Source organism: Streptomyces sp. TRM70350 (assembly GCF_019219825.1).
Taxonomy (GTDB): domain Bacteria; phylum Actinomycetota; class Actinomycetes; order Streptomycetales; family Streptomycetaceae; genus Streptomyces.
The window spans coordinates 137,494-161,973 of sequence record NZ_JAHUXH010000013.1 but is presented as its reverse complement, the minus strand read 5'-3'; the positions used below and the strand labels follow the sequence as shown (position 1 = coordinate 161,973).

The 24,480-nt window shown below is 71.5% G+C and carries 21 protein-coding genes; 6 read left to right on the top strand and 15 right to left on the bottom strand.

Annotated elements, in window-relative coordinates:
- Window positions 1-252 precede the first annotated feature (252 nt).
- The 7 genes from truB to rimP form a co-directional block, all read right to left on the bottom strand.
- Window positions 253-1,158 (bottom strand): tRNA pseudouridine(55) synthase TruB, encoded by a 906-nt coding sequence (gene truB, locus KWI83_RS21325; protein WP_218515964.1) that lies wholly within the window; start codon window positions 1,156-1,158, stop codon window positions 253-255.
- Window positions 1,155-1,601: a 30S ribosome-binding factor RbfA gene (gene rbfA / locus KWI83_RS21320; RefSeq protein WP_189702073.1), complete on the bottom strand. Its 447-nt coding sequence runs from the start codon at window positions 1,599-1,601 to the stop codon at window positions 1,155-1,157. The genes truB and rbfA overlap by 4 nt, the downstream gene beginning before the upstream one ends.
- Before the next feature lie 40 nt (window positions 1,602-1,641).
- Window positions 1,642-1,935 carry a DUF503 domain-containing protein gene (locus tag KWI83_RS21315; protein ID WP_218515963.1) on the bottom strand — a complete coding sequence of 98 codons (294 nt, stop codon included), beginning with the start codon at window positions 1,933-1,935 and terminating at the stop codon, window positions 1,642-1,644.
- Window positions 1,936-2,109: 174 nt separating this feature from the next.
- Entirely contained in the window at window positions 2,110-5,172 is a 3,063-nt protein-coding gene (gene infB, locus KWI83_RS21310) for a translation initiation factor IF-2 (RefSeq protein ID WP_218515962.1), read from the bottom strand.
- A gap of 149 nt (window positions 5,173-5,321) precedes the next feature.
- Window positions 5,322-5,618, bottom strand: a complete 297-nt coding sequence (locus KWI83_RS21305; RefSeq protein ID WP_218515961.1) for a YlxR family protein — start codon at window positions 5,616-5,618, stop codon at window positions 5,322-5,324.
- 113 nt (window positions 5,619-5,731) lie between these two features.
- Window positions 5,732-6,718: a transcription termination factor NusA gene (gene nusA, locus KWI83_RS21300; protein ID WP_218515960.1), complete on the bottom strand. Its 987-nt coding sequence runs from the start codon at window positions 6,716-6,718 to the stop codon at window positions 5,732-5,734.
- A 2-nt stretch (window positions 6,719-6,720) separates the two neighbouring features.
- Window positions 6,721-7,239: a ribosome maturation factor RimP gene (rimP, locus tag KWI83_RS21295; protein ID WP_218515959.1), complete on the bottom strand. Its 519-nt coding sequence runs from the start codon at window positions 7,237-7,239 to the stop codon at window positions 6,721-6,723.
- Window positions 7,240-7,433: 194 nt separating this feature from the next.
- Here rimP and KWI83_RS21290 point away from each other — a divergent pair, with 194 nt between their 5' ends.
- The 3 genes from KWI83_RS21290 to KWI83_RS21280 all read left to right on the top strand — a co-directional run bounded on the left by KWI83_RS21290 (window position 7,434) and on the right by KWI83_RS21280 (window position 9,684).
- Entirely contained in the window at window positions 7,434-7,967 is a 534-nt protein-coding gene (locus KWI83_RS21290) for a hypothetical protein (RefSeq protein WP_218515958.1), read from the top strand.
- Between the two features lie 331 nt (window positions 7,968-8,298).
- Entirely contained in the window at window positions 8,299-8,763 is a 465-nt protein-coding gene (locus tag KWI83_RS21285; RefSeq protein WP_218515957.1) for a ferritin-like domain-containing protein, read from the top strand.
- Between the two features lie 27 nt (window positions 8,764-8,790).
- The gene (locus KWI83_RS21280; protein ID WP_218515956.1) at window positions 8,791-9,684 is read left to right on the top strand and encodes an aminoglycoside phosphotransferase family protein; all 894 of its coding nucleotides are present in this window, start codon (window positions 8,791-8,793) and stop codon (window positions 9,682-9,684) included.
- A gap of 57 nt (window positions 9,685-9,741) precedes the next feature.
- Here KWI83_RS21280 and KWI83_RS21275 read toward each other — a convergent pair whose 3' ends face one another.
- From KWI83_RS21275 to KWI83_RS21245, 7 genes are all read right to left on the bottom strand, one after another.
- Window positions 9,742-11,448, bottom strand: a complete 1,707-nt coding sequence (locus tag KWI83_RS21275; protein ID WP_218515955.1) for a proline--tRNA ligase — start codon at window positions 11,446-11,448, stop codon at window positions 9,742-9,744.
- A gap of 73 nt (window positions 11,449-11,521) precedes the next feature.
- Window positions 11,522-12,049, bottom strand: coding sequence for a GNAT family N-acetyltransferase (locus tag KWI83_RS21270; protein ID WP_218515954.1), 528 nt, complete (start codon window positions 12,047-12,049; stop codon window positions 11,522-11,524).
- 103 nt (window positions 12,050-12,152) lie between these two features.
- Window positions 12,153-13,001: a GNAT family N-acetyltransferase gene (locus KWI83_RS21265; protein ID WP_218515953.1), complete on the bottom strand. Its 849-nt coding sequence runs from the start codon at window positions 12,999-13,001 to the stop codon at window positions 12,153-12,155.
- A 199-nt stretch (window positions 13,002-13,200) separates the two neighbouring features.
- Window positions 13,201-14,358 (bottom strand): flavodoxin-dependent (E)-4-hydroxy-3-methylbut-2-enyl-diphosphate synthase, encoded by a 1,158-nt coding sequence (gene ispG, locus KWI83_RS21260; RefSeq protein WP_218515952.1) that lies wholly within the window; start codon window positions 14,356-14,358, stop codon window positions 13,201-13,203.
- Between the two features lie 170 nt (window positions 14,359-14,528).
- Complete coding sequence (locus tag KWI83_RS21255; RefSeq protein ID WP_218515998.1) at window positions 14,529-15,821, bottom strand: RIP metalloprotease; 1,293 nt, start codon at window positions 15,819-15,821, stop codon at window positions 14,529-14,531.
- Between the two features lie 8 nt (window positions 15,822-15,829).
- Complete coding sequence (dxr, locus tag KWI83_RS21250; RefSeq protein WP_218515951.1) at window positions 15,830-17,110, bottom strand: 1-deoxy-D-xylulose-5-phosphate reductoisomerase; 1,281 nt, start codon at window positions 17,108-17,110, stop codon at window positions 15,830-15,832.
- Window positions 17,111-17,252: 142 nt separating this feature from the next.
- Window positions 17,253-19,187, bottom strand: coding sequence for an acyl-CoA dehydrogenase family protein (locus KWI83_RS21245; protein WP_218515950.1), 1,935 nt, complete (start codon window positions 19,185-19,187; stop codon window positions 17,253-17,255).
- A 342-nt stretch (window positions 19,188-19,529) separates the two neighbouring features.
- Here KWI83_RS21245 and KWI83_RS21240 point away from each other — a divergent pair, with 342 nt between their 5' ends.
- Both KWI83_RS21240 and KWI83_RS21235 read left to right on the top strand, forming a co-directional pair.
- Window positions 19,530-20,543 carry a LacI family DNA-binding transcriptional regulator gene (locus KWI83_RS21240; RefSeq protein WP_218515949.1) on the top strand — a complete coding sequence of 338 codons (1,014 nt, stop codon included), beginning with the start codon at window positions 19,530-19,532 and terminating at the stop codon, window positions 20,541-20,543.
- A 66-nt stretch (window positions 20,544-20,609) separates the two neighbouring features.
- Window positions 20,610-22,661: a TIM-barrel domain-containing protein gene (locus KWI83_RS21235; protein WP_218515948.1), complete on the top strand. Its 2,052-nt coding sequence runs from the start codon at window positions 20,610-20,612 to the stop codon at window positions 22,659-22,661.
- 54 nt (window positions 22,662-22,715) lie between these two features.
- Here KWI83_RS21235 and KWI83_RS21230 read toward each other — a convergent pair whose 3' ends face one another.
- Window positions 22,716-22,865, bottom strand: coding sequence for a hypothetical protein (locus KWI83_RS21230; RefSeq protein WP_218515947.1), 150 nt, complete (start codon window positions 22,863-22,865; stop codon window positions 22,716-22,718).
- A gap of 416 nt (window positions 22,866-23,281) precedes the next feature.
- Here KWI83_RS21230 and KWI83_RS21225 point away from each other — a divergent pair, with 416 nt between their 5' ends.
- Window positions 23,282-24,469: a sulfotransferase gene (locus KWI83_RS21225; protein WP_218515946.1), complete on the top strand. Its 1,188-nt coding sequence runs from the start codon at window positions 23,282-23,284 to the stop codon at window positions 24,467-24,469.
- Window positions 24,470-24,480 lie beyond the last annotated feature (11 nt).

The following is a 24,480-nucleotide window of genomic DNA, read 5'->3' as shown; positions in this document are numbered from 1 at the left end:
CGTACATCTGTGCCCTGGCGTCGACGGTAGGGGCGGGATGATCAGGGAAACAGCACGCGTGGCGAACGCGCCCCCTTGCGCTCCCCTGGTTCACTCCGAGCGCCTGCCTGGTCGGGTGAACGGACCGGGGTCGTTGGATACACCCTAGGGGTGGGGGAACCGAGGGGGGACCGTGGAGCGGCGGGAACGCAGAACCCGTGACCGCCGCTTCACGGGCAAGCCATGACGAGCTGTCAGCGGCTTCGGCAGCTGTCAGCCGAAGACGGCGAGGCTCTTGGCCTTGCCCCGCTGTGCCTCCACGAGCGCGAGGAAGCGGCCCTCGGGATCGAAGACGGCCACCGGCCCGGCGCCCGCGTACTCGTCGGGCATGTCGAGCCGCACGCCGTTGGTGAGCAGCCGGGCCCGCCTGCCGTCCACGTCCCAGCGTGGGAACGCGGCCGCCGCCGCCTCGGCGATCGGCATCACGGTCAGCTCCTCCTGGAGCTGCTCCAGGGTGCGGGCCGAGTCGAGCTTGTACGGCCCGACGCGCGTCCGGCGCAGCGCCGTGAGGTGGCCGCCGACGCCCAGGTCGGCGCCCAGGTCTCGGGCGAGGGCGCGGATGTAGGTGCCGGAGGAGCAGACCACCGACACGACCAGGTCGAGCACGGGGGTGCCGTCCTCGGCGACGGCGTCCCGGACGTCGTACACGCCGAACGACGAGATGGTGACGGGCCTGGCCGGGATGTCGAAGTCCTCGCCCTCGCGGGCCCGCTTGTACGAGCGCACGCCGTTGATCTTGATGGCGCTGACCTTGGACGGCACCTGCATGATGTCGCCGGTCAGCTTGGCGATCCCGGCGTCGATGGCGTCCCGGGTGACCTTCGAGGCGTCGACCGACCCCGTGATCTCGCCCTCGGCGTCGTCGGTGACGGTCGTCTGGCCCAGGCGGATGGTGCCCAGGTACTCCTTCTCGGTCAGCGCGAGGTGCCCGAGGAGCTTGGTCGCCTTCTCGACGCCGAGGACGAGGACGCCGGTCGCCATCGGGTCGAGGGTGCCGGCGTGGCCGACGCGGCGCGTCCTGGCGATGCCGCGCATCTTGGCGACCACGTCGTGCGAAGTGAAGCCCGACGGCTTGTCGACGATGACAAGGCCGTCGGGCGTGGTGTGCTTGTGGGTCATGCGGTGGTGTCGTCCTCGTCGTCACCCGGCTTCTTGTACGGGTCGGCGTCACCGGCGTAGGTGGCGCCCGCCGAGGCCTCGCGCACCTTCTCGTCGGACTGGCGGGCCTTGTCGAGGAGGTCCTCGATGGTCCGGGCGGTGTCCGGGAGGGCGTCGGCGACGAAGGTGAGCGTCGGCGTGAACTTCACGCCGGCCGCCTTGCCGACCTCGGAGCGCAAGATGCCCTTGGCGCTCTCCAGACCGGCGGCAGCGGCCGTCCGCTCCTCCTCGTCCCCGTACACGGTGTAGAAGACGGTCGCCTCCCGCAGATCGCCCGTCACCCGGGTGTCCGTGATGGTGACGTGCGAGCCGAGCCGCGGGTCCTTGATCCCGCGCTGCAGCTTCTGGGCCACCACCTCTCGGATGAGGTCCGCCAGCCTCTTGGCACGCGCGTTGTCGGCCACTGGTCCGTCTCCCGTTCTTTCCTGATCTACGTTCTCTGGGTCAGTCGTCGTCGCCGTGGAAGCGGCGCCTGACCGACAGCAGTTCCACCTCGGGGCGGCCGGCGACCAGCCGCTCGCACCGGTCCAGCACGTCGCTGACGTGCCCCGCGTCGCCGGACACCACCGCCAGGTCGATCCGGGCCCTGCGATAGAGGTCCATGTGGTCCACTTCGGCCGCGCTCACCGCGTACTTCCGCTGGAGTTCGGCGACGATCGGGCGGACGACGGAGCGCTTCTCCTTCAGCGACCGTACGTCGCCGAGGAGCAGTTCGAAGGACAGCGTCCCCACGTACATGTGTGTAACCGGTTCACCCGCCGGTACGGGATCGATGGAGCCCTCAAGAACGGTACCGCGACGCCCGCCGGGGGTTCGACCGGGTTTTGCCCGGGCTGCGCCCGGGCTCTCTCGGGGCAAACCGCGGTGGCCGACGGGCTGCACGTCCCGTCGGCCACCGTCAGCCACGTGCTGTTACGCGCGCGGCTTCTCGCGCATCTCGTACGTCGCGATGACGTCGTCGACCTTGATGTCGTTGAAGTTGCCGAGGTTGATACCGCCCTCGAACCCTTCGCGGATCTCGGTGACGTCGTCCTTGAAGCGACGCAGACCCTCGATGGTGAGGTTCTCCGCGATGACCTTGCCGTCGCGGAGGAGGCGCGCCTTGGTGTTGCGCCGGACCTCGCCGGAGCGGATGAGCACACCCGCGATGTTGCCCAGCTTGGACGAGCGGAAGACCTCGCGGATCTCCGCCGTACCGAGCTCGACTTCCTCGAACTCCGGCTTGAGCATGCCCTTCAGGGCCGCCTCGATCTCCTCGATCGCCTGGTAGATGACCGAGTAGTAGCGGACGTCCACGCCCTCGCGCTCGGCCATCTGCGCGGCACGCCCGGCGGCGCGCACGTTGAAGCCGATCACGATGGCGTCCGAGCCCATCGCCAGGTCGATGTCGGACTCCGTGACCGCACCGACGCCGCGGTGCAGGACGCGGATGTCGACCTCTTCGCCGACGTCGAGCTGGAGCAGCGAGGACTCCAGGGCCTCGACGGAGCCAGAAGCGTCACCCTTGATGATGAGGTTGAGCTGCTGGACCTCGCCGGCCTTGAGCACCTTGTCCAGGTCCTCCAGGGAGACCCTGCGGGTGCGCTTGGCGAAGGCCGCGTTGCGCTCGCGCGCCGCGCGCTTCTCGGCGATCTGGCGGGCCGTGCGGTCCTCGTCGACGACGATGAAGTTGTCGCCGGCGCCCGGGACGTTGGTCAGACCCAGGACCTGGACCGGCGTGGACGGGCCGGCCTCGGCGACGTTGCTGCCGGTGTCGTCGAGCATCGCCCGGACGCGGCCGTACGCGTCGCCGACCACCATGGTGTCGCCGACCCGCAGCGTGCCTCGCTGCACGAGCACCGTCGCCACGGCACCGCGGCCGCGGTCGAGGCGGGACTCGATGGCGATGCCCTGCGCGTCCTGGTTCGGGTTGGCCCGCAGGTCCAGGGCGGCGTCGGCGGTCAGCACGACCGCCTCCAGCAGGCTGTCGATGTGCAGGCCCTGCTTGGCGGAGATGTCGACGAACATGGTGTCGCCGCCGTACTCCTCGGCCACCAGGCCGTACTCGGTCAGCTGACCGCGCACCTTGGTCGGGTCCGCGCCCTCGACGTCGATCTTGTTGACCGCGACCACGATCGGCACGTCGGCCGCCTTGGCGTGGTTGAGGGCCTCGACCGTCTGGGGCATCACACCGTCGTTGGCCGCCACCACGAGGATCGCGATGTCGGTCGACTTCGCACCGCGGGCACGCATGGCGGTGAACGCCTCGTGACCCGGGGTGTCGATGAAGGTGATCGCCCGGTCCTCGCCGTTGACCTGGGTCGCGACCTGGTAGGCACCGATGTGCTGGGTGATGCCACCGGCCTCGCCCGCGATGACGTTCGTCTTGCGGATGGCGTCGAGCAGGCGGGTCTTACCGTGGTCGACGTGACCCATGACGGTCACCACCGGCGGACGGACGACCAGGTCCTCCTCGGAGCCCTCGTCCTCACCGAACTCGATGTCGAAGGACTCGAGCAGCTCGCGGTCCTCCTCCTCCGGGCTGACGATCTGAACCGTGTAGTTCATCTCGTCGGCGAGGAGCTGGAGCGTCTCGTCGGAGACGGACTGCGTGGCCGTGACCATCTCGCCGAGGTTCATCATGACCGCGACGAGAGACGCCGGGTTGGCGTTGATCTTCTCCGCGAAGTCGGTGAGCGAGGCACCGCGCGACAGGCGAATGGTCTCGCCGTTGCCGCGGGGCAGCATCACACCGCCGACCGACGGGGCCTGCATGGCCTCGTACTCCTGACGGCGCTGCCGCTTCGACTTGCGGCCACGGCGCGCCGGACCGCCGGGACGCCCGAAGGCGCCCTGCGTGCCACCACGGCCGCCGGGGCCACCGCCGGGACGGCCGCCGAAGCCGGGACGGCCACCGCCGCCACCGCCGAAGCCGCCGCCACCACCACCGGGACCGCCGCCACCGGGACGACCGGCGAAACCGCCGCCGCCACCCGGACGGGCGCCGCCGCCACCGGGACGACCGGCGAAACCGCCGCCGCCACCCGGACGACCGCCGCCGCCACCGGGACGACCGGCACCGGCCGGGCCGCGACCGCCACCGGGGCCGGGACGCGGGCCGGCAGCGGGACGCTGCGGCATCATGCCGGGGTTCGGACGGGGACCGGCGGGACCGCCGCCGGGACGCGGGGCGCCACCCTGCGGACGCGGCATCGAGCCGGGGCTCGGCCGGGAACCGCCCGGAGCCTGCGGACGCGGACCGCCGCCCTGGGCACCGGGGCCCTGCGGACGGGGACCGGCGCCGGGGGCACCGGGACCACCGCCGGGACGCTGACCCTGCGGCCGGGGCGCCTGGGGGCGCGCCATGCCGGTGGAGCCACCGGAGGTGAAGGGGTTGTTACCCGGGCGCGGACCGGCCGGACGGGCACCGGGACGCGGCGCGGGAGCGCCGGGACGCGAGCCCTGACCACCGGGGCGCTGGCCCTGACGGTCCTGGCCACCCGGACGGCCGCCGGGCTTGGGGGCACCGGGACGGGCGCCCGGCTTGGGGCCGGACGCGGCGGCCGGGGTCGGGGCCGACGGCGGAGCGGTGAACTCCGGGGCGGCCGGGGCCGGACGCGGCGCGGGCTTCGGGCCCGGCGTCGGACGCGGGCTGGGGGTCGGCGCGGGCGCCGGGGCCGCGGGAGCCGCCGGGGCCGCGGGCTGCTGGGCAGCGGCGGGCTTGGGGGCGGCCGGCTTCGGGGCAGCCGATCGTGCCGCCTGCACCGGAGACGGCGCGGCGGGCTTGGGGGCGGCCTTCCGGGGGGCGGGCTTCGCGGCGGACTTGCCGTTGCCACCGCCCTGCTGGAAGGCGTCAGTCAGTTTGCGTACTACGGGCGCCTCGATCGTCGAAGACGCCGATCGGACGAATTCACCGAGTTCCTGGAGCTTGGCCATGACGACCTTGCTCTCGACACCGAACTCCTTGGCGAGTTCGTAGACCCGGACCTTAGCCACTTCGCTCCTTTGAGGTCCGGGTTGCGGCCGGACCGTCGCTAGTTCATGGGCGTACTCATCGCGTACTCATCGAGTGCTCATCGCAATCTCGACCTGCTTTCGACTCGCGAGGTACCAGGCCGCACGGGGGGGTCCGTACGGCACGCTTCTTACCGTGTTGCCTGCTCAGCAACTGTTGTCCGCTCGACGTACCGGCGCAACGCCTTTGTGTCGAGCGCTCCCGGGGCGCGCAGTGCCCGCGTGAACGCCCGGCGACGTATCGCCTGGTCGAGACAGACCAAGGCGGGGTGTACATAGGCACCCCGGCCGGGCAGCGTACCGCGAGGATCGGGGACGCACGCGTCCTCGATCGCCACGATGCGCAGCAGCTCGGTCTTGGCCGCTCGCTCCCGGCACCCCACACAGGTGCGTTCCGGGCATGCTCGGGCACGCGTCCGGCCAGACACTCCTCAGTCTACCTCCCCGTAACGACCTCACCCCTTTGGGGCAGAGATCGAACAGTTGCAGCACGTATAACTGTCGTGATCCAACCCACCGGGGGCGAGATCTATTCCCCCGGCTATTCCCCGGGCTGTTCGGTGTCCGGACGGATGTCGATCCGCCAGCCGGTGAGGCGGGCCGCAAGTCGGGCATTCTGCCCTTCCTTGCCGATCGCCAGGGACAGCTGGTAGTCGGGCACCGTCACGCGCGCGGAGCGGGACGCCATGTCAACGACCTCCACCTTGGACACCCGAGCGGGGGACAGCGCGTTCGCCACCATCTCGGCCGGGTCGTCCGACCAGTCGACGATGTCGATCTTCTCGCCGTTCAGCTCGGCCATCACGTTGCGCACCCGCCCGCCCATGGGGCCGATACAGGCGCCCTTGGCGTTCAGGCCCGACCGGGTGGACCGGACGGCGATCTTGGTGCGGTGACCGGCCTCGCGGGCGATGGCGGCGATCTCGACGGACCCGTCGGCGATCTCCGGCACCTCCAGCGCGAACAGCTTCTTCACCAGATTGGGGTGCGTACGGGACAGGGTCACCGACGGACCGCGCACGCCCTTGGCCACCCGGACGACGTACGACCGCAGCCGCATCCCGTGCGGGTAGGTCTCGCCCGGCACCTGCTCCTGCACCGGCAGGATGGCCTCCAGCTTGCCGATGTCGACGAGCACGTTCTTCGGGTCGCGGCCCTGCTGCACCACGCCGGTGACGATGTCGCCCTCGCGGCCGGCGTACTCGCCGAGCGTGGCGTCGTCCTCGGCGTCGCGCAGCCGCTGCAGGATGACCTGCTTGGCGGTGGTCGCGGCGATCCGGCCGAAACCGGACGGCGTGTCGTCGAACTCACGGGGCTCCTGGCCCGGCTCCAGGTCCTGGGGGTCCTCCTTCGCCCACACGGTCACATGCCCGGTCTCCCGGTTGAGCTCCACGCGCGCGTGCCGGCGGCTTCCCTCGGTGCGGTGGTAGGCGATGAGGAGGGCCGCCTCGATCGCCTCGACAAGCAGGTCGAAGGAGATCTCCTTCTCCCGGACCAGGCCCCGCAGGGCGCTCATGTCGATGTCCACGGCTACGCCTCCTCCTCTTCCGTCATGTCCTTGTGGTCCTGCTTTTCCTTGCGGCCGAACTCGACCTGGACGCGCGCCTTGGCGATGTCGTCGAAGGCGAGCCTGCGCGCCGTGGGCCTGCGCCCCTTGACCCCGGGTACCTCGACGTCGACGCCCTCGCCGTCGACCGTGAGGATTCTGGCCACCAGCTCTCCGCCCTGAGCCAGCTGGAATCTCACCAGCCGGCCGGTGGCGCGCACATAGTGCCGGTGCTGTGTGAGGAGGCGTTCCGCGCCCGGGGTTCCGACCTCAAGGGTGTACTCGCCCTCGCCCATCGCGTCCGTGTCGTCGAGCCTCGCCGAGAGCGCACGGCTCACATCGGCGATCCGGTCGAGATCCGCTCCGGTGTCGGAGTCGACGACGACGCGCAGCACTCGCTTGCGTCCGACCGAGTCCACCGCGATCTCTTCGAGATCCAGACCCTGGGAGGTGACGAGCGGTTCCAGCAGTTCTCGCAGCCTCTCGCTCTGGGTGGTGCTCATCCGGGTGACTCCTCGGCCGCGTGTGCTGTTGTGGGAAGGTCGCGTGTCTGGTCAAAGGGTATCCGGTCCCGGGCGGTGTTGCCGTCCACCTGGGGCCGGGCGGTGCCGATGAGTGGTTTCGGACAGGTGCGCGGGTACGGTGATCACGGGCGTGCCGCCCAGTCCTTTCGTACGAGCCTTCGAGGACGTCACCCGTGCCGTTTTCCCTGCCGCCGCGCATGCCCTCGGGGCCGCGCAGAAGGACCTTGCTCGCCTCGGCCGCGGGCGTCGCCCTGCTCACGGGCTGCTCCGGTGGCCCCGACGGCCCCGGCGGCACGGGCGGTAGCCCGTCGGCCGCCGACCGGGTCCGCGCGCGTGCGGCCCGGGACAGCGACGGGCTGGTCGCGCGGTACGACGCCGTGATGGCCGCCCACCCGGGGCTGGCGGAGCGGCTGCGGCCGTTGCGGGACGAGGTGGCGCGGCACATGGAGGCGTTCGGGGGCCTTACGACGCAGGCCTCGCCCACTGCGGCGGCCTCGACCCCGGCCGCCGAGAAGGCCTCCGTGACCGTCCCGGACACCGAGCAGGCCGCCCGCGCCGAGCTGGCCGCCGCCGAGCGGGCGCTCGCGGACCGGCGGGCCGAGGCACTGCTCGACGTGCCGGGCGAGCTGGCGCGGCTCCTGGCGTCGGTGGCGGCGGCCGGGGCGGCGCACGCGTATCTGCTCACGGAGGGCGGGGGCGAGGCGTGAGCGAGGTGACGGTCGGGGCACTGCGGGCCCCGCAGGCCGCTCCGGCGGGCGCCCGAGCGACGGCACGCCAATCTGCACGCAGAAGGCGCAACATGAACGCCGCCAAAAAACGCTCACAGCATATGCAACACAACCACCGGAAAAGACCCACAGCTACAGAGCCCGCAGAACGCCCCGGCAGCCACCGCAGTCACCCCAGCCACGCCAGCGAAACTGCTCACAGCAGGCGAAGGCACGGCATGAACGCGGCAAAGGACACGGGGCTGCAGGCCGCTCCGGCGGTCGGTCGAGCGGCGTACGCGTATCTGCTCACGGAAGGTGAAGGCACGGCATGAACGGGGCGAAGGACGGGGAGCTGCGGGCCCTGCAGGCGGCGCTGGCGGCCGAGCATGCGGCGGTGTACGGCTACGGCGTGGTCGGCGGGCGGATCGGCGAGGAACGGCGCACGGAGGCGCGGGCGGCGTACGACGCCCATCGGGCGCGGCGGGACGCCCTGGTGCGCGAGGTGCGTGCGCTGGGCGCGGAGCCGGTGGCCGCGGCCGCCGGGTACGCGCTGCCGTTCCCGGTGACCGACCCGGAGACGGCCGTACGACTCGCCGCCGAGCTGGAGGAACGTGTGGCCGGGGTGTACTCGGACCTGGTGCGGGCGGCCGACGGGGGGCGGCGGGGCTCGGCCGCGGCCGCGCTGCGCGAAGCGGCGGTGCGGGCGGTGCGCTGGCGCGGTCGGAGCGTAGCCTTCCCTGGGCTGGCCGAGCGGGCCGGCGCCGCCTCGCCGTCGGCGACACCGACGGCGTAACGCGTACTGGAAGGGGACACCTCGCGTATGGCTTTCGAACCGCCGCAGCGTCTGGTCAGGGCGCTCGGTGAGACGGCAGCGGACGGTGACGACTGGCTGCGGAAGCTGCCCGAGACGGCACAACAGGCCGTGGCTCTACGCGAGTTGACCGTGGAACGGGTGCAGGTGCCGGGCGGCCGGAGCAGCCTGGTGCTGCTGGTGCGGCGGGCGGACGGCACACCGGCGGTGCTGAAGCTGGCCCCGCCCCGGGCCCGCCCGGAGAGCGAGCGGGCCGCGCTGGCGCACTGGAACGGCCTGGGCGCCGTACAGCTGCTGGAACCGGCCGCCGAGGACAGCGCGCTGCTGCTGGAGCGGCTGCATCCGGAGATGTCGGTGCGGTCGCTGCCCGAGGCCAAGGCGCTGCTGGAGGCGGCGGGCACGCTGCGGAAGCTGTGGGTGGAGCCGCCCGAGGGGCACCCCTTCGAGAGCGTGGCCGGGCGGACCGGACGGCAGGCCGAGGCGATGCGGGCCAGCGCCGGCGCGGATCTCGCCCCGCTGGTGGACGCGGCGCTCGCCGCGCGCGAGGAGCTGCTGGCGGCGCCGCCCGAGCGTCGGTTGCTGCACGGCACGTTCCGGCAGAGCAAGGTGCTCGCCGGGGACCGGATGCCGTGGCTGGCGGTCGGCCCCGACCCGGTGGTCGGCGAGTGCGCCTTCGACCTGGCACGGCTCGTCCGCGACCGGGTGGAGGACCTGATCGCCACGCCGTCGGGCGCCGCGACGACCCGGCGACGGGTGAAGCGGCTCGCGGAGTCCCTGGACGTCGACCAGGAGCGGCTGCGCGGCTGGACGCTGTTCCGGGCCGTGGAGTCGGGAGTCCGGGCACGGCGGGTGGGGCGGCCCAAGGATGCGGAGCTACTGCTGGAGTTCGCTGCGTGGCTGTAGGCGGTCACACGCCGGACGGGCCGAGTCGGTCAGCTCGCCGGCGTGTGTGACGCCCCGTCAGGAGGCGGCCGTCAGGCGGGCGATCGCCTCGTCGACCGGGAGTTCCTCGCGCTCACCCGTCCTGCGGTCCTTCAGCTCGACCACGCCTTCGCCCGCGCGCCGCCCGGCCACCAGGATCTGCGGTACGCCGATCAGCTCCGCGTCCGTGAACTTCACGCCCGGAGAGACACCCGCGCGGTCGTCCACCAGGACGCGCACACCGGCCGCCGCCAGCTTGTCGGAGACCTCCAGGGCCAGCTCGGTCTGCAGGGCCTTGCCCGCGGCGACGACATGCACGTCGGCCGGGGCGACCTCCTTGGACCAGCACAGGCCCTTGTCGTCGGCGGTCTGCTCGGCGAGCGCGGCGACCGCCCGGGAGACGCCGATGCCGTACGAGCCCATGGTCGCGCGGACCGGCTTGCCGTTCTGGCCGAGGACGTCGAGCTTGAGGGCGTCGGTGTACTTGCGGCCCAGCTGGAAGATGTGGCCGATCTCGATGGCGCGGTCCAGCTTCAGGCCGGTGCCGCACTTCGGGCAGGGGTCGCCCTCCTGGACCACCACGACGTCCACGTACTCGTCGACCTCGAAGTCGCGGCCCGCGACGACGTTCTTGGCGTGCGTGTGCTCCTTGTTGGCGCCGGTGACCCAGGCCGTGCCGGGCGCCACGCGCGGGTCGGCGACGTACGTGACCTTGTCCAGGCCCTGCGGGCCGACGTAGCCGCGGACCAGGTCGGGGCGGGCCGCGAAGTCCGCCTCGGTGACCATCTCGACGACGGCCGGGGCGAAGTGCGCCTCGACCTTGTCCAGGTCGACCTCGCGGTCACCGGGCACGCCGAAGGCGACGATCTCGCCGTCGACCTTCACCAGGAGGTTCTTCAGGGTGGCGGAGGCCGGGACGCCGAGGGAGGCGGCGAGGGTCTCGATGGTCGGGGTGTCCGGGGTCGGGATGTCCTCGGCGGCGGGGACGTCGGAGGCGTCCACCGGCTTGAGCCCGTACGTGATCGCCTCGGTGTTGGCGGCGAAGTCGCAGTTCGGGCAGTCCGCGAAGGTGTCCTCGCCGGCCTCGGCGGGGGCGAGGAACTCCTCCGACTTGGAGCCGCCCATCGCGCCGGCGGTCGCGGCGCAGATGCGGTAGTCGAGGCCGAGGCGCTCGAAGATCTTCTGGTACGCCTTGCGGTGCAGGGCGTAGGACTCGGCGAGGCCGTCGTCGGCGAGGTCGAAGGAGTAGGAGTCCTTCATCAGGAACTCACGGCCGCGCAGGATGCCCGCGCGCGGGCGGGCCTCGTCCCGGAACTTGCTCTGGATCTGGTAGAGGATGACCGGCAGGTCCTTGTAGGACGTGCACTGGTCCTTCACCAGCAGGGTGAAGATCTCCTCGTGGGTGGGGCCGAGGAGGTAGTCGCCGCCCTTGCGGTCCTTCAGCCGGAACAGCTCCTGGCCGTACTCGTCCCACCGACCGGTCGCGTCGTACGGCTCACGCGGCAGCAGTGCGGGGAGCAGCACCTCCTGGGCGCCGATCGCGTCCATCTCCTCGCGGACGATCCGCTCCACGTTGGCGAGGACCTTCTTGCCCAGCGGCAGCCAGGACCACACGCCGGCGGCGGTACGGCGGACGTAGCCTGCGCGGACGAGCAGCTTGTGGCTGAGGACCTCGGCGTCCGCCGGGTCGTCGCGCAGCGTCTTCGCCATCAACTGGGACATGCGCTGGACCGGTGCGTTCGCCATCGTTCTCGTACTCCTGCCGGGAAAGGGTGATGGCAAGGAGGTTAGCCGGGCGGTACGGGACGGTGGAAATCGGTTAGCGGCGCAGGGGCAGTGGGGCGCCCATGACGGCGTACGGCTTGGGGGCGCTCGGGAAGTGGACCTGGCGGGCCAGGTCCTGGTAGCCGAGGGAGTGGTAGAGGCCGCGGGCGGGGCTGTCGGTGTCGATCGCCGAGAGGATGGAGCGGGGTTCGCTCGCCGTGTCGGTGATCGCGGTGATGAGGGCTCGGCCGATGCCGCGGTTCTGGTAGCGGGGGTGGACGTGCAGCTCGGTGATCACGAAGGAGTTGTCGAGCCAGTCGTCGTGGCCCTGGGCGCGGAGGTAGGGCTCCACGACGGTGGACCACCAGTGGGTGCGGTCGTTGGGCATGCCGTAGACGAACCCGACGAGGCGGCCTTCTGTTGTCGCGCCGAGGGCCCTTGCGCCGGGGTACGTCATGTGGCGGAGGACGATCTGGCGGCGGACGGCCACCTCGTCGGTGCCGAGGCCGAAGGCTGCGGCTTGGACTGCGAGGGCCTCGTCTACGTGGGCGGGGAGATCCAGGGGGCCGATGACGAGGTCCATGGCGGGAGCTTACAGGGGGGTTTGTGTTGTCGTCCGGGCGCGGGTGCGCGGGGGCTGGTCGCGCAGTTCCCCACGCCCCTGGGGGCGTTGCACGCTGCGTCCGCTAGAACAAGACGCTCATGAACGAGCCGACCTCCTGGAAGCCGACCCTTCGGTACGTCCGCCTCGCCGCCGTATTGAAGTCGTTGACGTACAGGCTGACCACCGGGGCGAACTCGGCCAGCGCATACCGCAGTACCGCCGCCATCCCTGGGGCCGCCAGGCCCCTGCCCCGGTACTCGGGGGCCACCCAGACGCCCTGGATCTGGCAGGCCCGGTCCGTGGCGGCGCCGATCTCCGCCTTGAAGACGACCCTGCCGTGCTCGTCGAGGCGGGCGAAGGAGCGGCCGGAGCCGACGAGTTCGGCGACGCGGGACTGGTAGAGCAGGCCGCCGTCGCCGGCCAGCGGGGAGACGCCGACCTCCTCGGTGAACATCGCCACGCAGGCCGGCATGATCGTCTCCATCTCGTCCTTGCGGACGCGGCGGACGTAGGGGTCCGGGGCGATGGCGGCGGGCATGCGGTCGGTGACCATGAGGGGCTGGTGGGCGCGGACCTCGCGGGCGGGGCCCCAGTGCGGTTCGAGGAGCCGCCAGAGCTGGGCGGTGGGTTCGGCGGGGCCGACGACGGAGGAGCAGCGGCGGCCTGCCCTGCGGGCGCGGTCGGCGAAGGCGCGGATGGCGCGGGGGGTGGCGCAGATGGGGACGAGGTTGGCGCCCGCGTAGCAGAGGGAGGTCAGCATGCCGTCCTCGTACCAGCCCCACATCTCGCCGCCGAGCCGCCACGGGTCGAGGCCGGCGACCTGGACCCGGGAGGTCACGAAGGCGTTGGCCACCGGCTCGCGGTCGAGGACGGCGAGCGCGGCGTCCAGGTCGCTCGGTTCGAGGACCCGGGAGGTGGTCTGGGTCAACACGGGCGGGGCCTCACGGGTGAAGTCTGCTGATCTCCGCACTGTACCTGCGGAAGCTTGGCCGTGCCGACCCGCGTGAGGTACCGCCCGTTCTGGGGTGGGCGGTGTTGGTGTGCGCCTACTGCTCGGGGGGCTGTGGCTTGGCGGGTGCGGGTCTTGTGCGGTTGCTCGCGCAGTTCCCCGCGCCCCTCAAGGGCGTTGTTCAGCCCGCGACTGAGACCGATGGCTCGCCCGACTCCGCGCCCTCCGCCTCCATCTGTTCGGCCAGTTTCATGGCCTCCTCGATGAGGGTTTCGACGATCTTGGACTCCGGGACGGTCTTGATGACCTGGCCCTTGACGAAGATCTGGCCCTTGCCGTTGCCGGAGGCGACGCCGAGGTCGGCCTCGCGGGCCTCGCCGGGCCCGTTGACGACGCAGCCCATGACGGCGACGCGGAGCGGGACCTCCATGCCGGTGAGGCCGGCCGTGACCTCCTCGGCCAACTTGTAGACGTCCACCTGGGCGCGGCCGCAGGACGGGCAGGAGACGATCTCCAGGCCGCGCTGCCTGAGGTTGAGCGACTCCAGGATCTGGATGCCGACCTTGACCTCCTCGGCGGGCGGAGCGCTCAACGACACCCTGATGGTGTCGCCGATCCCCTGCGAGAGCAGGGCGCCGAAAGCGACCGCCGACTTGATCGTGCCCTGGAAGGCCGGGCCCGCCTCGGTGACGCCGAGGTGCAGCGGGTAGTCGCACTGCGCGGCGAGCTGGCGGTACGCCTCGATCATCACGACCGGGTCGTTGTGCTTGACGGAGATCTTGATGTCCCGGAAGTCGTGCTCCTCGAAGAGCGAGGCCTCCCACAGGGCCGACTCGACCAGGGCCTCCGGCGTCGCCTTGCCGTACTTCTGCAGCAGGCGCCGGTCCAGGGAGCCGGCGTTCACGCCGATGCGGATCGGGGTGCCGTGCTCCTTGGCGGCCTTGGCGATCTCCTTGACCTTGTCGTCGAACTGCTTGATGTTGCCCGGGTTCACCCGGACCGCGGCGCAGCCCGCCTCGATCGCGGCGAAGACGTACTTCGGCTGGAAGTGGATGTCGGCGATGACGGGGATCTGCGACTTGCGGGCGATGGTCGCGAGGGCGTCGGCGTCGTCCTGGGTGGGGCAGGCCACGCGGACGATCTGGCAGCCGGAGGCGGTGAGCTCGGCGATCTGCTGGAGGGTGGCGCCGATGTCCGACGTACGGGTCGTGGTCATGGACTGGACCGAGACCGGCGCGTCCCCGCCGACCGGCACCGATCCGACCTGGATCTGCCGGCTCTTCCGGCGCTCGGCGAGCTTGGTCGGAACGGACGGCATGCCGAGAGAAATCGCAGTCATCTGCTGTGCAACCCCAAGTCGTGGATCAAGGTCCGGTCCCGTCAGCAGCGGGCTCCAGGCTTCGAGATTACGGCACGTGCCGAGGCGCGAGCACATCACGGCCCGCGAAAACCACTCCATGGAAGGCGGCCCGGAACCGATCGTCCCAGGCCGCCGCGAACGCCGTGCGACTAGGAGATTCTCACCGGGTTAACCACATCGGCGATGAGCACCAGGATCGTGAAGCAGATGAAGATCCCCGCCACCACATAGGCCACCGGCATCAGCTTCGCCACGTCGAACGGGCCCGGGTCCGGGCGCCGTAGCGCCTTCGCCGCGTTCCGCCGCAGCGACTCCCACAGCGCGCCCGCGATATGGCCGCCGTCGAGCGGGAGCAGCGGGAGCATGTTGAACAGGAACAGGGAGAGGTTGAAACCGGCCACCAGCATCAGGGCCATCGCCAGCTGCTGGGTGGGCGGGATGTCGAGGGTGAAGATCTCGCCGCCGACGCGGGCCGCGCCGACCACGCCCATCGGGGAGTCGGGTTCGCGCTCGGCGCCGTCGAAGGCGGCGTTCCACAGGGCCGGGATCTTGCCGGGCAGGGCGGCGAGGGAGTCGACGGCCTCGCCGACGCGGTCGCCCATCCACACCAGGGACTCGTCGAAGTCCTGCCGGACGACGCCGGTGGCGGCGCTGAAGCCGAGGAAGCCGGCGGTGACGTACTCGCCCTGGACGATCTGGCCGCCGGCGTCCTTCTTGGCGACCTGGTTGGTGGCGATCTTCGCGTGCAGGATGACTTCTTGGCCCTTGCGGTCGACGACGATCGGCACGTCCTTGCCGGGGTTGGCGCGGATCAGGTCCGAGAGTTCGTTCCACTCGTCGGTCCTGACGCCGTTGAAGGAGACGATCTTGTCGCCCGCCTTGAGGCCGGCCGCGGCGGCCGGGGAGGGCCTGTCCGCCGAGGTGCACTTGTCGCGGTTCTCGCTCTGCGCGATCACGCACTGGGAGACCGAGCTGACGGTGGTGGTCTGCTGCGAGATGCCGAAGCCCATCAGCACGATGAGGAAGAGCACGGCCGCCAGGATCAGGTTCATGAACGGGCCCGCGAACATCACGATGACCCGCTTCCACGGCTTGCGCGTGTAGAACATGCGGGTCTCGTCGCCGGGCCGCAGCTCCTCGAAGGCGGCCGAGCGGGCGTCCTCGATCATGCCGCGCCAGGGTGAGGTGGAGCGGGCCTCCATCCGGCCGTCGGGGCCGGGCGGGAACATGCCGATCATGCGGATGTAGCCGCCGAACGGGATGGCCTTGATGCCGTACTCGGTCTCGCCCTTGGTGCGCGAGAACAGCGTCGGGCCGAAGCCGACCATGTACTGCGGGACGCGGATGCCGAAGAGCTTGGCGGTGGACAGATGCCCCAGCTCGTGCCACGCGATCGAGATCAGCAGGCCGACCGCGAACACGACTATGCCGAGGATCATCATCAGGGTCGTCATGCACGCGCCTCCGCGGTGACTGTCTGCGCCGTATGTCCAGTCTGTGCCGTCAGTTCACGGGCCCTGGCGCGGGCCCAGGTCTCCGCTTCGAGGACGTCCGACACGGTGAGCGAGGTTCCCGTGGGGGGAGTGCCGTGTTCGTCGACGACCCGGGTGACCGTCTCCATGATTCCGTTGAACGGCAGCGCGCCCCGCAGGAACGCGTCCACGCACTCCTCGTTGGCGGCATTGAACACCGCCGGCGCGGTGCCCGCGAGCTCTCCGACGTGCCGCGCGAGGCCGACGGACGGGAAGGCGTCGGTGTCGAGCGGGAAGAACTCCCAGGTCGACGCCGTGCTCCAGTCGAAGGCGGGTGCGGCGTCGGGGACGCGCTGGGGCCAGCCGAGGCCGATGGCGATGGGCCCGCGCATGTCCGGGGGCGTCGCCTGGGCGATCGTGGATCCGTCCGTGAACTCAACCATCGAGTGGACATACGACTGGGGATGCACGACCACCTCAATGCGTTCGAAGGGAAGGTCGTACAGCAGGTGGGCCTCGATGACTTCCAGGCCCTTGTTGACGAGGGTCGCGGAGTTGATCGTGATCACGGGCCCCATGGCCCAGGTGGGGTGGGCGAGGGCGTCCTCGACGGTGACGTGCGCCAGCTCCGCCTTCGTCCGGCCACGGAAGGGGCCGCCGGACGCGGTGACGACGAGCTTGCGCACGTCCGCGCGGGTGCCCGCGGCGAGCGCCTGGAAGAGCGCCGCGTGCTCGGAGTCGACCGGGATGATCTGGCCGGGCTCGGCGAGCGCCTTGACCAGCGGGCCGCCCACGATGAGCGACTCCTTGTTGGCGAGCGCGAGGGTGCGGCCCGCCTCCAGGGCGGCGAGGGTCGGGGCGAGGCCGATGGAGCCGGTGATGCCGTTCAGCACGGTGTGGCAGTCGCAGGCGGCGAGCTGGGTGGCCGCGTCGGGCCCGGCGAGGATCTCGGGGAGCGGCTCCCCCGTGCCGTACTGCGCGGTCAGCGCTTCCCGCAGCGCCGGTACGACGTCCTCGCGGGCCACCGCGACGGTCCGGACCCGGAGCCGGTAGGCCTGCTCGGCGAGGAGGCCGACCCGGCCGCCGTTGGCGGACAGGCCGGTGACCCGGAAGCGGTCCGGGTTGCGCAGGACGAGGTCGATGGCCTGCGTGCCGATCGACCCGGTGGAGCCGAGGATCACGACGTCCTTCGGGCCGTCGCCCGTCACGGGGTCGTGGACGTGGTGCGGGTCGGCGAGGGGTGCGGGACTGTCACTCATTGCTCCATTGTGGCCGCACGCGCGCGCGTGCAGGACAGGGCGTCCCCCTCACGGGGGTGTGTTGCGGAAGGTCGCCTGAACGACGCGCACCACGGACACCGGGCAGGGTGCCCCCTCCCGAGAGGACACCCTGCGAGTCATCTCACCGGATCGGGCGGTGCACGTTCTCCTTCGGAGACGGGCCGGGGGTCGCGTCCGCGATCCACGGTTCGTCACCCGAGGGGTCGACGATGCCCTGCTCCAGCCACTCGTAGCTGCCCGCCAGGACCTGCTTGACCACCTTGCGGTCCAGCTCGTCGGTGTTGGTCCACAGGCGGCCGAAGAGCTCGTCGACGCGGATGCGGGCCTGGTGGCAGAAGGCGTCGGCGAGTTGGTAGGCCTCGCGGCCGTGCTCGCCCCGGCTGCGCAGCAGTTCGGCGCGGACGCAGGCCGCGCTCATCGCGAACAGCTCGGCGCCGATGTCCACGATCCGGCCCAGGAAGCCCTGCTTGGTCTCCATCCGGCCCTGCCAGCGGGACATGGCGTAGAAGGTGGACCGGGCCAGTTTGCGGGAGGCGCGTTCGACGAACCGCAGATGCGGCGAGAGGTCGATGCCGTGCTTGAACTCCCCGTACGACGACGGGAGCTGCCCCGGCCCCGCCACCAGCTTCGGCAGCCACTTGGCGTAGAAGACACCCGCCTGCGCGCCCGCCTTCGCCTTGTCCTGCAGGGACTTGCCGGGGTCGATGAGATCACCGGCGACCGTCAGGTGGGCGTCGACCGCCTCGCGGGCGATCAGCAGGTGCATGATCTCGGTCGAGCCCTCGAAGATGCGGTTGATCCGCAGGTCGCGAAGGATCTGCTCGGCGGGCACCCCGCGCTCGCCCCGGGCCCGCAGCGACTCTGCCGTCTCGAAGCCGCGGCCGCCGCGGATCTGGACCAGTTCGTCGGCCATCAGGTAGGCCATCTCGGAGCCGTACAGCTTGGCGAGCGCGGCCTCGATGCGGATGTCGTTGCGGTCCTCGTCGGCCATCTGGGACGACAGGTCCAGTACGGCCTCCAGGGCGAAGGTCGTGGCCGCGATGAACGCGATCTTCGAGCCGACCGCCTCGTGCAGGGCGACCGGCTTGCCCCACTGCTCCCGGGCGGCCGACCACTCACGGGCGATCTTCAGGCACCACTTTCCGGCGCCGACGCACATCGCGGGCAGCGACAGCCGGCCCGTGTTCAGGGTGGTGAGGGCGATCTTCAGGCCCGCCCCCTCCGGGCCGATCCGGTTGGCGGCCGGGACGCGGACCTGGTGGAAGCGTGTGACGCCGTTCTCCAGGCCGCGCAGGCCCATGAAGGCGTTGCGGTTCTCGACGGTGATGCCTTCCGAGGTCGCCTCCACGACGAAGGCCGTGATGCCGCCCTTGTGCCCCTCGGACTTCGGCACGCGTGCCATCACGACCAAAAGGTCGGCGATGACGCCGTTGGTCGTCCAGAGCTTCACGCCGTCGAGGATGTAGTCGTCGCCGTCCGGGACGGCGGTGGTGGCGAGCCGGGCCGGGTCGGAGCCGACGTCCGGTTCGGTGAGCAGGAAGGCGGAGATGTCGGTGCGGGCGCAGCGCGGCAGGAAGGTGTCCTTCTGCTCCTGGGTGCCGAACAGCTTCAGCGGCTGCGGTACGCCGATCGACTGGTGCGCGCTGAGCAGCGCGCCGACGGCCGGGCTGGCGGAGCCGACCAGGGCGAGGGCCTTGTTGTAGTAGACCTGCGTCAGGCCCAGGCCGCCGTACTTGGTGTCGATCTTCATGCCGAGGGCGCCGAGCTCCTTGAGCCCGTCGATCACCTCGTCGGGGATCCGGGCGTCCCGCTCGATGCGGGCGGGGTCGATCTTCGTCTCGCAGAAGTCGCGCAGCTTGGTGAGGAACTCCTCGCCGCGCTGGGCGTCCTCGTCGGGGGGCAGGGGGTGGGGATGGATGAGGTCGAGGCGGAAGCGCCCCAGGAAGAGTTCCTTGGCGAAGCTGGGCTTGCGCCACTGTTGTTCCCGAGCCGCCTCCGCCACCTGGCGGGCCTCACGTTCGGTGACGGTGGGTCGGGTGGTGGGAGCTGCGGACATGAGGCTCACCTCGCCGCGAAGAGGGATCAAGGTCCGATTTGGTTACCGACGGGTGCTACTCGATCGTATGTACCCGATCCTGGGCGAGGCCACCACCCCGCGCGCAGCGGTTCGGCAGAACTCGGCCCCGCGGAGGCGTTGCGCCAGGGGCCCTTCCGGGGAACGGTGCGGGTACGCCCGTTCGGGCGACCGCACCGGCCGTCCACTGCCCGAGATTCCGTGTCGAAGCGCTTCGACTGACTATGGACACCCACCTCGGCTGGAGCTACTGTCGAACCACCCTCACCCGCCGTTGTTCGCACTGCGCACTGTCGAAGCGCTTCACAAAGCTTGGAGAGCTGGATGGTCACCCTCGCCGAGGTCGCCCAGCACGCCGGAGTCTCGGCGAGCACGGTGAGCTATGTCCTCAGCGGCAAGCGGTCCATCTCCGCGACCACCCGGCAGCGGGTCGAGCAGAGCATCCGGGAGCTGGGCTACCACCCGAACGCCGGCGCCCGCGCCCTGGCGAGCAGCCGGTCCAACATCATCGCGCTGATGATCCCGCTGCGGACGGACATGTACGTGCCGGTGATGATGGAGATCGCCATCGCCGTCGCCACCACCGCCCGCACCCACGGGTACGACGTCCTGCTGCTCACCGGCGAGGAGGGCCCCGACGCGGTACGCCGGGTCACCGGCAGTGGGCTCGCCGACGCGATGATCCTGATGGACGTGGAGCTGGAGGACGACCGGCTGCCGTTGCTGCGCGGCACCGACCAGCCGTCCGTCCTCATCGGGCTGCCCGCCGACACCACCGGCCTGACCTGCGTGGACCTCGACTTCGCGGCGACCGGCGCGCTGTGCGTCGAGCATCTCGCGATGCTGGGCCACCGCGACATCGCTGTCATCGGTGAGGCGCCCGCGGTGTACGAACGGCACACCGGTTTCGCCGAGCGCACCCTCGACGGACTCCGCTGCCGCGCCCGCGAGCTGGGCCTCAGAGTGCTGCACCGGCCGTGCGAGGGCGGGTACGACGCGATGGCGGCCACGCTCGCCCGGGTCTTCGACGAGCGCCCGGCGACCACGGGTTTCGTCGTGCAGAACGAGTCGGCGGTCGAACCGCTGCTCGCGCTGCTGCGCCAGCAGGGCCGGGCCGTGCCGGAGGACGTGTCGGTGGTCGCGATCTGCCCGGACCAGGTCGCCGCCCAGGCGTCGGTGCGGCTGACGTCGGTCGCCATCCCGGCGCAGGAGATGGGCCGGCACGCCGTGGAACACCTGGTCGCCAAGCTGGACGGGCGCGGCAGCGAGGAAGTGCTGCTGCTCCCCCCGGAGCTGACGGTCCGTGCGAGCACGGGCCCGGTGCCGTCCGGGTCCTGACCCGGACTCCCTGAAGGGCCCTTCGAGGGCACCTCCCTGTCTGCACTCCTCCCAGGAGCACCCCACGTGAATCAGCCTGCCGAAACCCAGACCCCTTCAGGCGCGGTCAGCCTCGCGCAGTCCTCCCCCACCGTCGGCACGTTCCGCGAGCGGGACGGTGGGCTGGAGTGGAGCGGCCGCCAGGAGACCGTACGGATCGAACCGTGGGGGCCGGACGCGGTCCGGGTCCGGGCGCGGCTCGGCGGCCCCGTCCTGGACGGACTGCCCGGCGCGCTCCTGGCCGAGGCCCCGGCCACCGAGAGCACGGTCAAGATCGGCGACGGGGAAGCGCAGTTGACGGTCGGGGCACTGACCGTGCACGTCGACGCCGAGGGGCTCGTCCGCTTCCTGCGCACCGACGGCTCGGAGGAACTCCTCGCCGAGGAGCGCGCCCACTTCTGGTGGCCCGGGCCCCGCCTGTACACCGCCGTCGGCAACGGCCACCACCGCCTGGAGCAGCGCTTCGCCGCCTACGAGGGCGAGCAGCTGTACGGCCTCGGCCAGCACCAGCACGGGCGGCTCGACCAGAAGGGCCTGGTCATCGACCTGGTCCAGCGCAACGCCGAGGTGGGCATCCCGGTGCTCACCTCCAGCCGGGGCTACACCCTGCTGTGGAACAACCCGGCGATCGGCCGCGTGGAGCTGGCGCACAACGGCACCCGCTGGGTCGCCGACTCCGCCCGCCAGATCGACTACTGGATCACCGCGGGCACCCCGGCCGACGCCCAGCGCCGCTACAGCGCGGTCACGGGCCGGACGCCGATGCTGCCGGAGTGGGCCGCGGGCTTCTGGCAGTGCAAGCTGCGCTACCGCACCCAGGACGAACTCCTCGCCGTGGCGCGGGAGTACAAGCGGCGCGGGCTCCCCCTCGACGTGATCGTCTGCGACTTCTTCCACTGGACGCACCTGGGCGAGTGGAAGTTCGACCCGAAGGAGTGGCCCGACCCGGCGGCGATGGTCCGCGAGCTGGACGAGCTGGGCGTGCGGCTGGTGGTGAGCGTGTGGCCCTCGGTCTCGCCGCTGTCCGAGAACCACTCCCTGATGGAGCAGCGCGGCTACTTCATCGGCACCCAGTACGGCCCGCTGGCCCACGCCGACTGGCCGGACAAGGAGGTGGCGTCCACGGTCCAGGTCGCCTTCTACGACGCCACGAACCCGGACGCCCGGGAGTTCGTGTGGTCGCGGGTGAAGGCCAACTACCTGGAGCCGTACGGCATCAAGGCCTTCTGGCTGGACGCCTGCGAGCCCGAGCTGAAGCCGGGCTTCCAGGAGAACCTGCGCTACTGGGCGGGCCCGGGTCTGGAGGTCGGCAACCTCTACCCGGCGGACAACGCCCGCGCCTTCTACGAAGGCCTCAAGGCGTCCGGCGAGGACGAGATCATCACCCTCAACCGCTCGGCCTGGGCGGGCAGTCAGCGCTACGGCGCCGCCCTGTGGTCCGGGGACATCGGCACCGACTTCCCGACCCTGCGCCGCCAGATCGCCGCCGGTCTCAACACCGCGCTCTCCGGCATCCCCTGGTGGAACACGGACATCGGCGGCTTCCACGGCGGCGACCCGGACGACCCGGCGTACCGGGAGGTGATGGTCCGCTGGTTCCAGTTCGGCGCGCTGTCCCCGCTGATGCGCCTGCACGGCTTCCGCGACCCGGGCATGCCGCTCGGCCCGCAGATGACCGGCGGCCCGAACGAGGTGTGGTCGTACGGCGAGGAGGCCGGCGCGATCCTGGAGAAGTACCTGCGGCTGCGCGAGCGCCTGAAGCCCTACGTCCTCGATGTCATGCGGGAGGCCCACGAGGAGGGGCTGCCGGTGATGCGGCCGCTGTTCCTGGAGTTCCCGGAGGACCAGGCGGCCTGGTCGGTGGACGACGCCTATCTCCTCGGCCGGGATCTGCTGGTGGCGCCGGTGCTGACGGCGGGCGCGACGGCCCGGACGGCGTACCTTCCGGCGGGCGCGAGCTGGACGGACGCGTGGACCGGTGAGGCGTACGAGGGCGGGACGCGGGTGACGGTCGACGCGCCGCTGGACCGGATCCCGCTGTTCCTGCGGGACGGGGCCTCGCTGCCGGTCGCCGAGTAGCGGCGGCCTTGGCCGCCGGGAGGTCCCGGCGGCCAAGGCCCTCGCAGAGAACGCCTATCCGACGACCCGGCCCAGCTCGATCCGGTCGATGGTCGGCACCCACGCGGTCGCGTTGCCGAACGTCACCTTGCTGGAGTGCCCGGTCGCGGCCGCGCTGCCGCCGGAGGCCTTCTTCCCGCGGGACGGCGCCACACTGGCCGTCACCCAGCAAGTCGATCCGGGGCGATCTCGCCCGGGCGGTGCCGTTCTGGCCGCTGGGGCTGCCGGGGTGGACGGACGAGTGGGTGGCGCTGGGGATGCGGGTGCCGGACGGGCGGTCGTATGTCCTGGTGTGGCGGCGGGGCGGCGAAGCCGGAGGCGGGACCTCGCGCCGGACCCAACTACGCCTGGCGATCGGCCGCTTGGCGGTCCGCGAGGTCCGTACGGAGATACTGCATCCGTCTGCTCCGGGCGCATGGGGTCGGCTGAACGCCTTGCCACTCCAACGCTCACACCTGGGCCGGACCGGGCCGGACCACGCCCTCCCTGTGTACTTACAGGCACAGCAAGCCCGTTCGATGAGATACGTTCGCCCCCGCCGGACCTGCCGTCGTCTCGCCCACGAAGGGAAGCCGTCCCCGATGTCCTCCGCTCCGCTCCCCCTCGCCCTGGCCGATCTGCTGCTCCGGCCGGGGTTCGGCTCCCGGCGCGTGCCCGACCGGGTCTTCGACCGGCTCGTCGCCAAGGCCGGGCAGGCGGAGGGGGATCAGCGGTTCGTCGACGACTTCCGGTTCCTGCTGCGCTGTTGGGCCAAGGCCGAGAACCTCACTCCGGTCGGCTGGCAGTCCGCGCAGACCCACGTCCGCAGGCATCTCGCCAACCGGGCCCGGATCCGGCGGCTGATCGCCGAGTGTCCCGCGATCGAGCAGGAGCCGGTCGAGAAGCCGGTGTTCGTGGTGGGCCTGCCGCGCACCGCGACGACACTCACCCACGGCGTGCTGTCCCTCTCGGACGAGCACCGCAGCCCCCTGCTGTGGGAGCTGCTCACGCCCGGCCTGGAGGTACCGCCCGGCCGACGGCGCAAGGCGACGGCGCCTGCGCGTCACCTGGTCCAGGGAACCAATCTGTTCGCCCCGCGCTTCCGCGACATCCATCCCCTGGTCGCCGAGGGTCCCGAGGAGTGCACCTTCGCCCTCCCGCACGCCCTGATGCCGCTGTCCTCGGCCCGCATACCCGAGTACCAGGCCTGGCACTACGAGCGGGACTTCGTGCCCGACTACCGCCACCTCAAGCAGGTCTACCAGGTCCTTCAGTACGGCCGCCCGCGCCGCCGCTGGATCCTGAAGTCCCCCATGCACCTGGAGAACCTCGACGCGCTGCGCACGGTCTTCCCGGACGCCACGATCGTGTGGACCCACCGCGACCCGGCCACCGTCATGGCATCGTTCTGCAGCCTGATCGAGCACGGCATGGTCCTCAGCACCCGCCCCGTCGACCTGCACGGCATCGGCGCCACCTGGCTCGAACTGCTGAGCCGCTCGGCGGCGCGCGGCCTGGCGTCCCGTGCCGCCATGCCGCGAGAGGCCCTGGTGGACGTCCCGTACTCCTGGCTCGGGTCCGACCCCGCCGTCGGCGCCCCGAAGCTCTACGCCGCCGTCGGCGCCCGCTGGACCGAGGCGGAGGCCGCCCGGCTCCCCGAGGTCACGGACCGCCCCAAGGGCACCCGCCCCCACCGCTACGACCTGTCCCGCTACGGCCTGACCCGCGCCGACGTCGAGTCGGCCTTCGCGGACTACAACGCCCTGCGGGCCGAGGTCGACCGCGCCTGACGGCACGGCCG

Bases quoted from the DNA above. Each gene is read 5' to 3' on its own strand.
- truB (WP_218515964.1), bottom strand. From the start codon at position 1,158: ATGACCCACAAGCACACCACGCCCGACGGCCTTGTCATCGTCGACAAG.
- KWI83_RS21315 (WP_218515963.1), bottom strand. From the start codon at position 1,935: ATGTACGTGGGGACGCTGTCCTTCGAACTGCTCCTCGGCGACGTACGG.
- rimP (WP_218515959.1), bottom strand. From the start codon at position 7,239: ATGAGCACCACCCAGAGCGAGAGGCTGCGAGAACTGCTGGAACCGCTC.
- KWI83_RS21285 (WP_218515957.1), top strand. From the start codon at position 8,299: ATGAACGGGGCGAAGGACGGGGAGCTGCGGGCCCTGCAGGCGGCGCTG.
- KWI83_RS21280 (WP_218515956.1), top strand. From the start codon at position 8,791: ATGGCTTTCGAACCGCCGCAGCGTCTGGTCAGGGCGCTCGGTGAGACG.
- KWI83_RS21275 (WP_218515955.1), bottom strand. From the start codon at position 11,448: ATGGCGAACGCACCGGTCCAGCGCATGTCCCAGTTGATGGCGAAGACG.
- KWI83_RS21270 (WP_218515954.1), bottom strand. From the start codon at position 12,049: ATGGACCTCGTCATCGGCCCCCTGGATCTCCCCGCCCACGTAGACGAG.
- ispG (WP_218515952.1), bottom strand. From the start codon at position 14,358: ATGACTGCGATTTCTCTCGGCATGCCGTCCGTTCCGACCAAGCTCGCC.
- KWI83_RS21255 (WP_218515998.1), bottom strand. From the start codon at position 15,821: ATGATGATCCTCGGCATAGTCGTGTTCGCGGTCGGCCTGCTGATCTCG.
- dxr (WP_218515951.1), bottom strand. From the start codon at position 17,110: ATGAGTGACAGTCCCGCACCCCTCGCCGACCCGCACCACGTCCACGAC.
- KWI83_RS21245 (WP_218515950.1), bottom strand. From the start codon at position 19,187: ATGTCCGCAGCTCCCACCACCCGACCCACCGTCACCGAACGTGAGGCC.
- KWI83_RS21240 (WP_218515949.1), top strand. From the start codon at position 19,530: ATGGTCACCCTCGCCGAGGTCGCCCAGCACGCCGGAGTCTCGGCGAGC.
- KWI83_RS21225 (WP_218515946.1), top strand. From the start codon at position 23,282: ATGTCCTCCGCTCCGCTCCCCCTCGCCCTGGCCGATCTGCTGCTCCGG.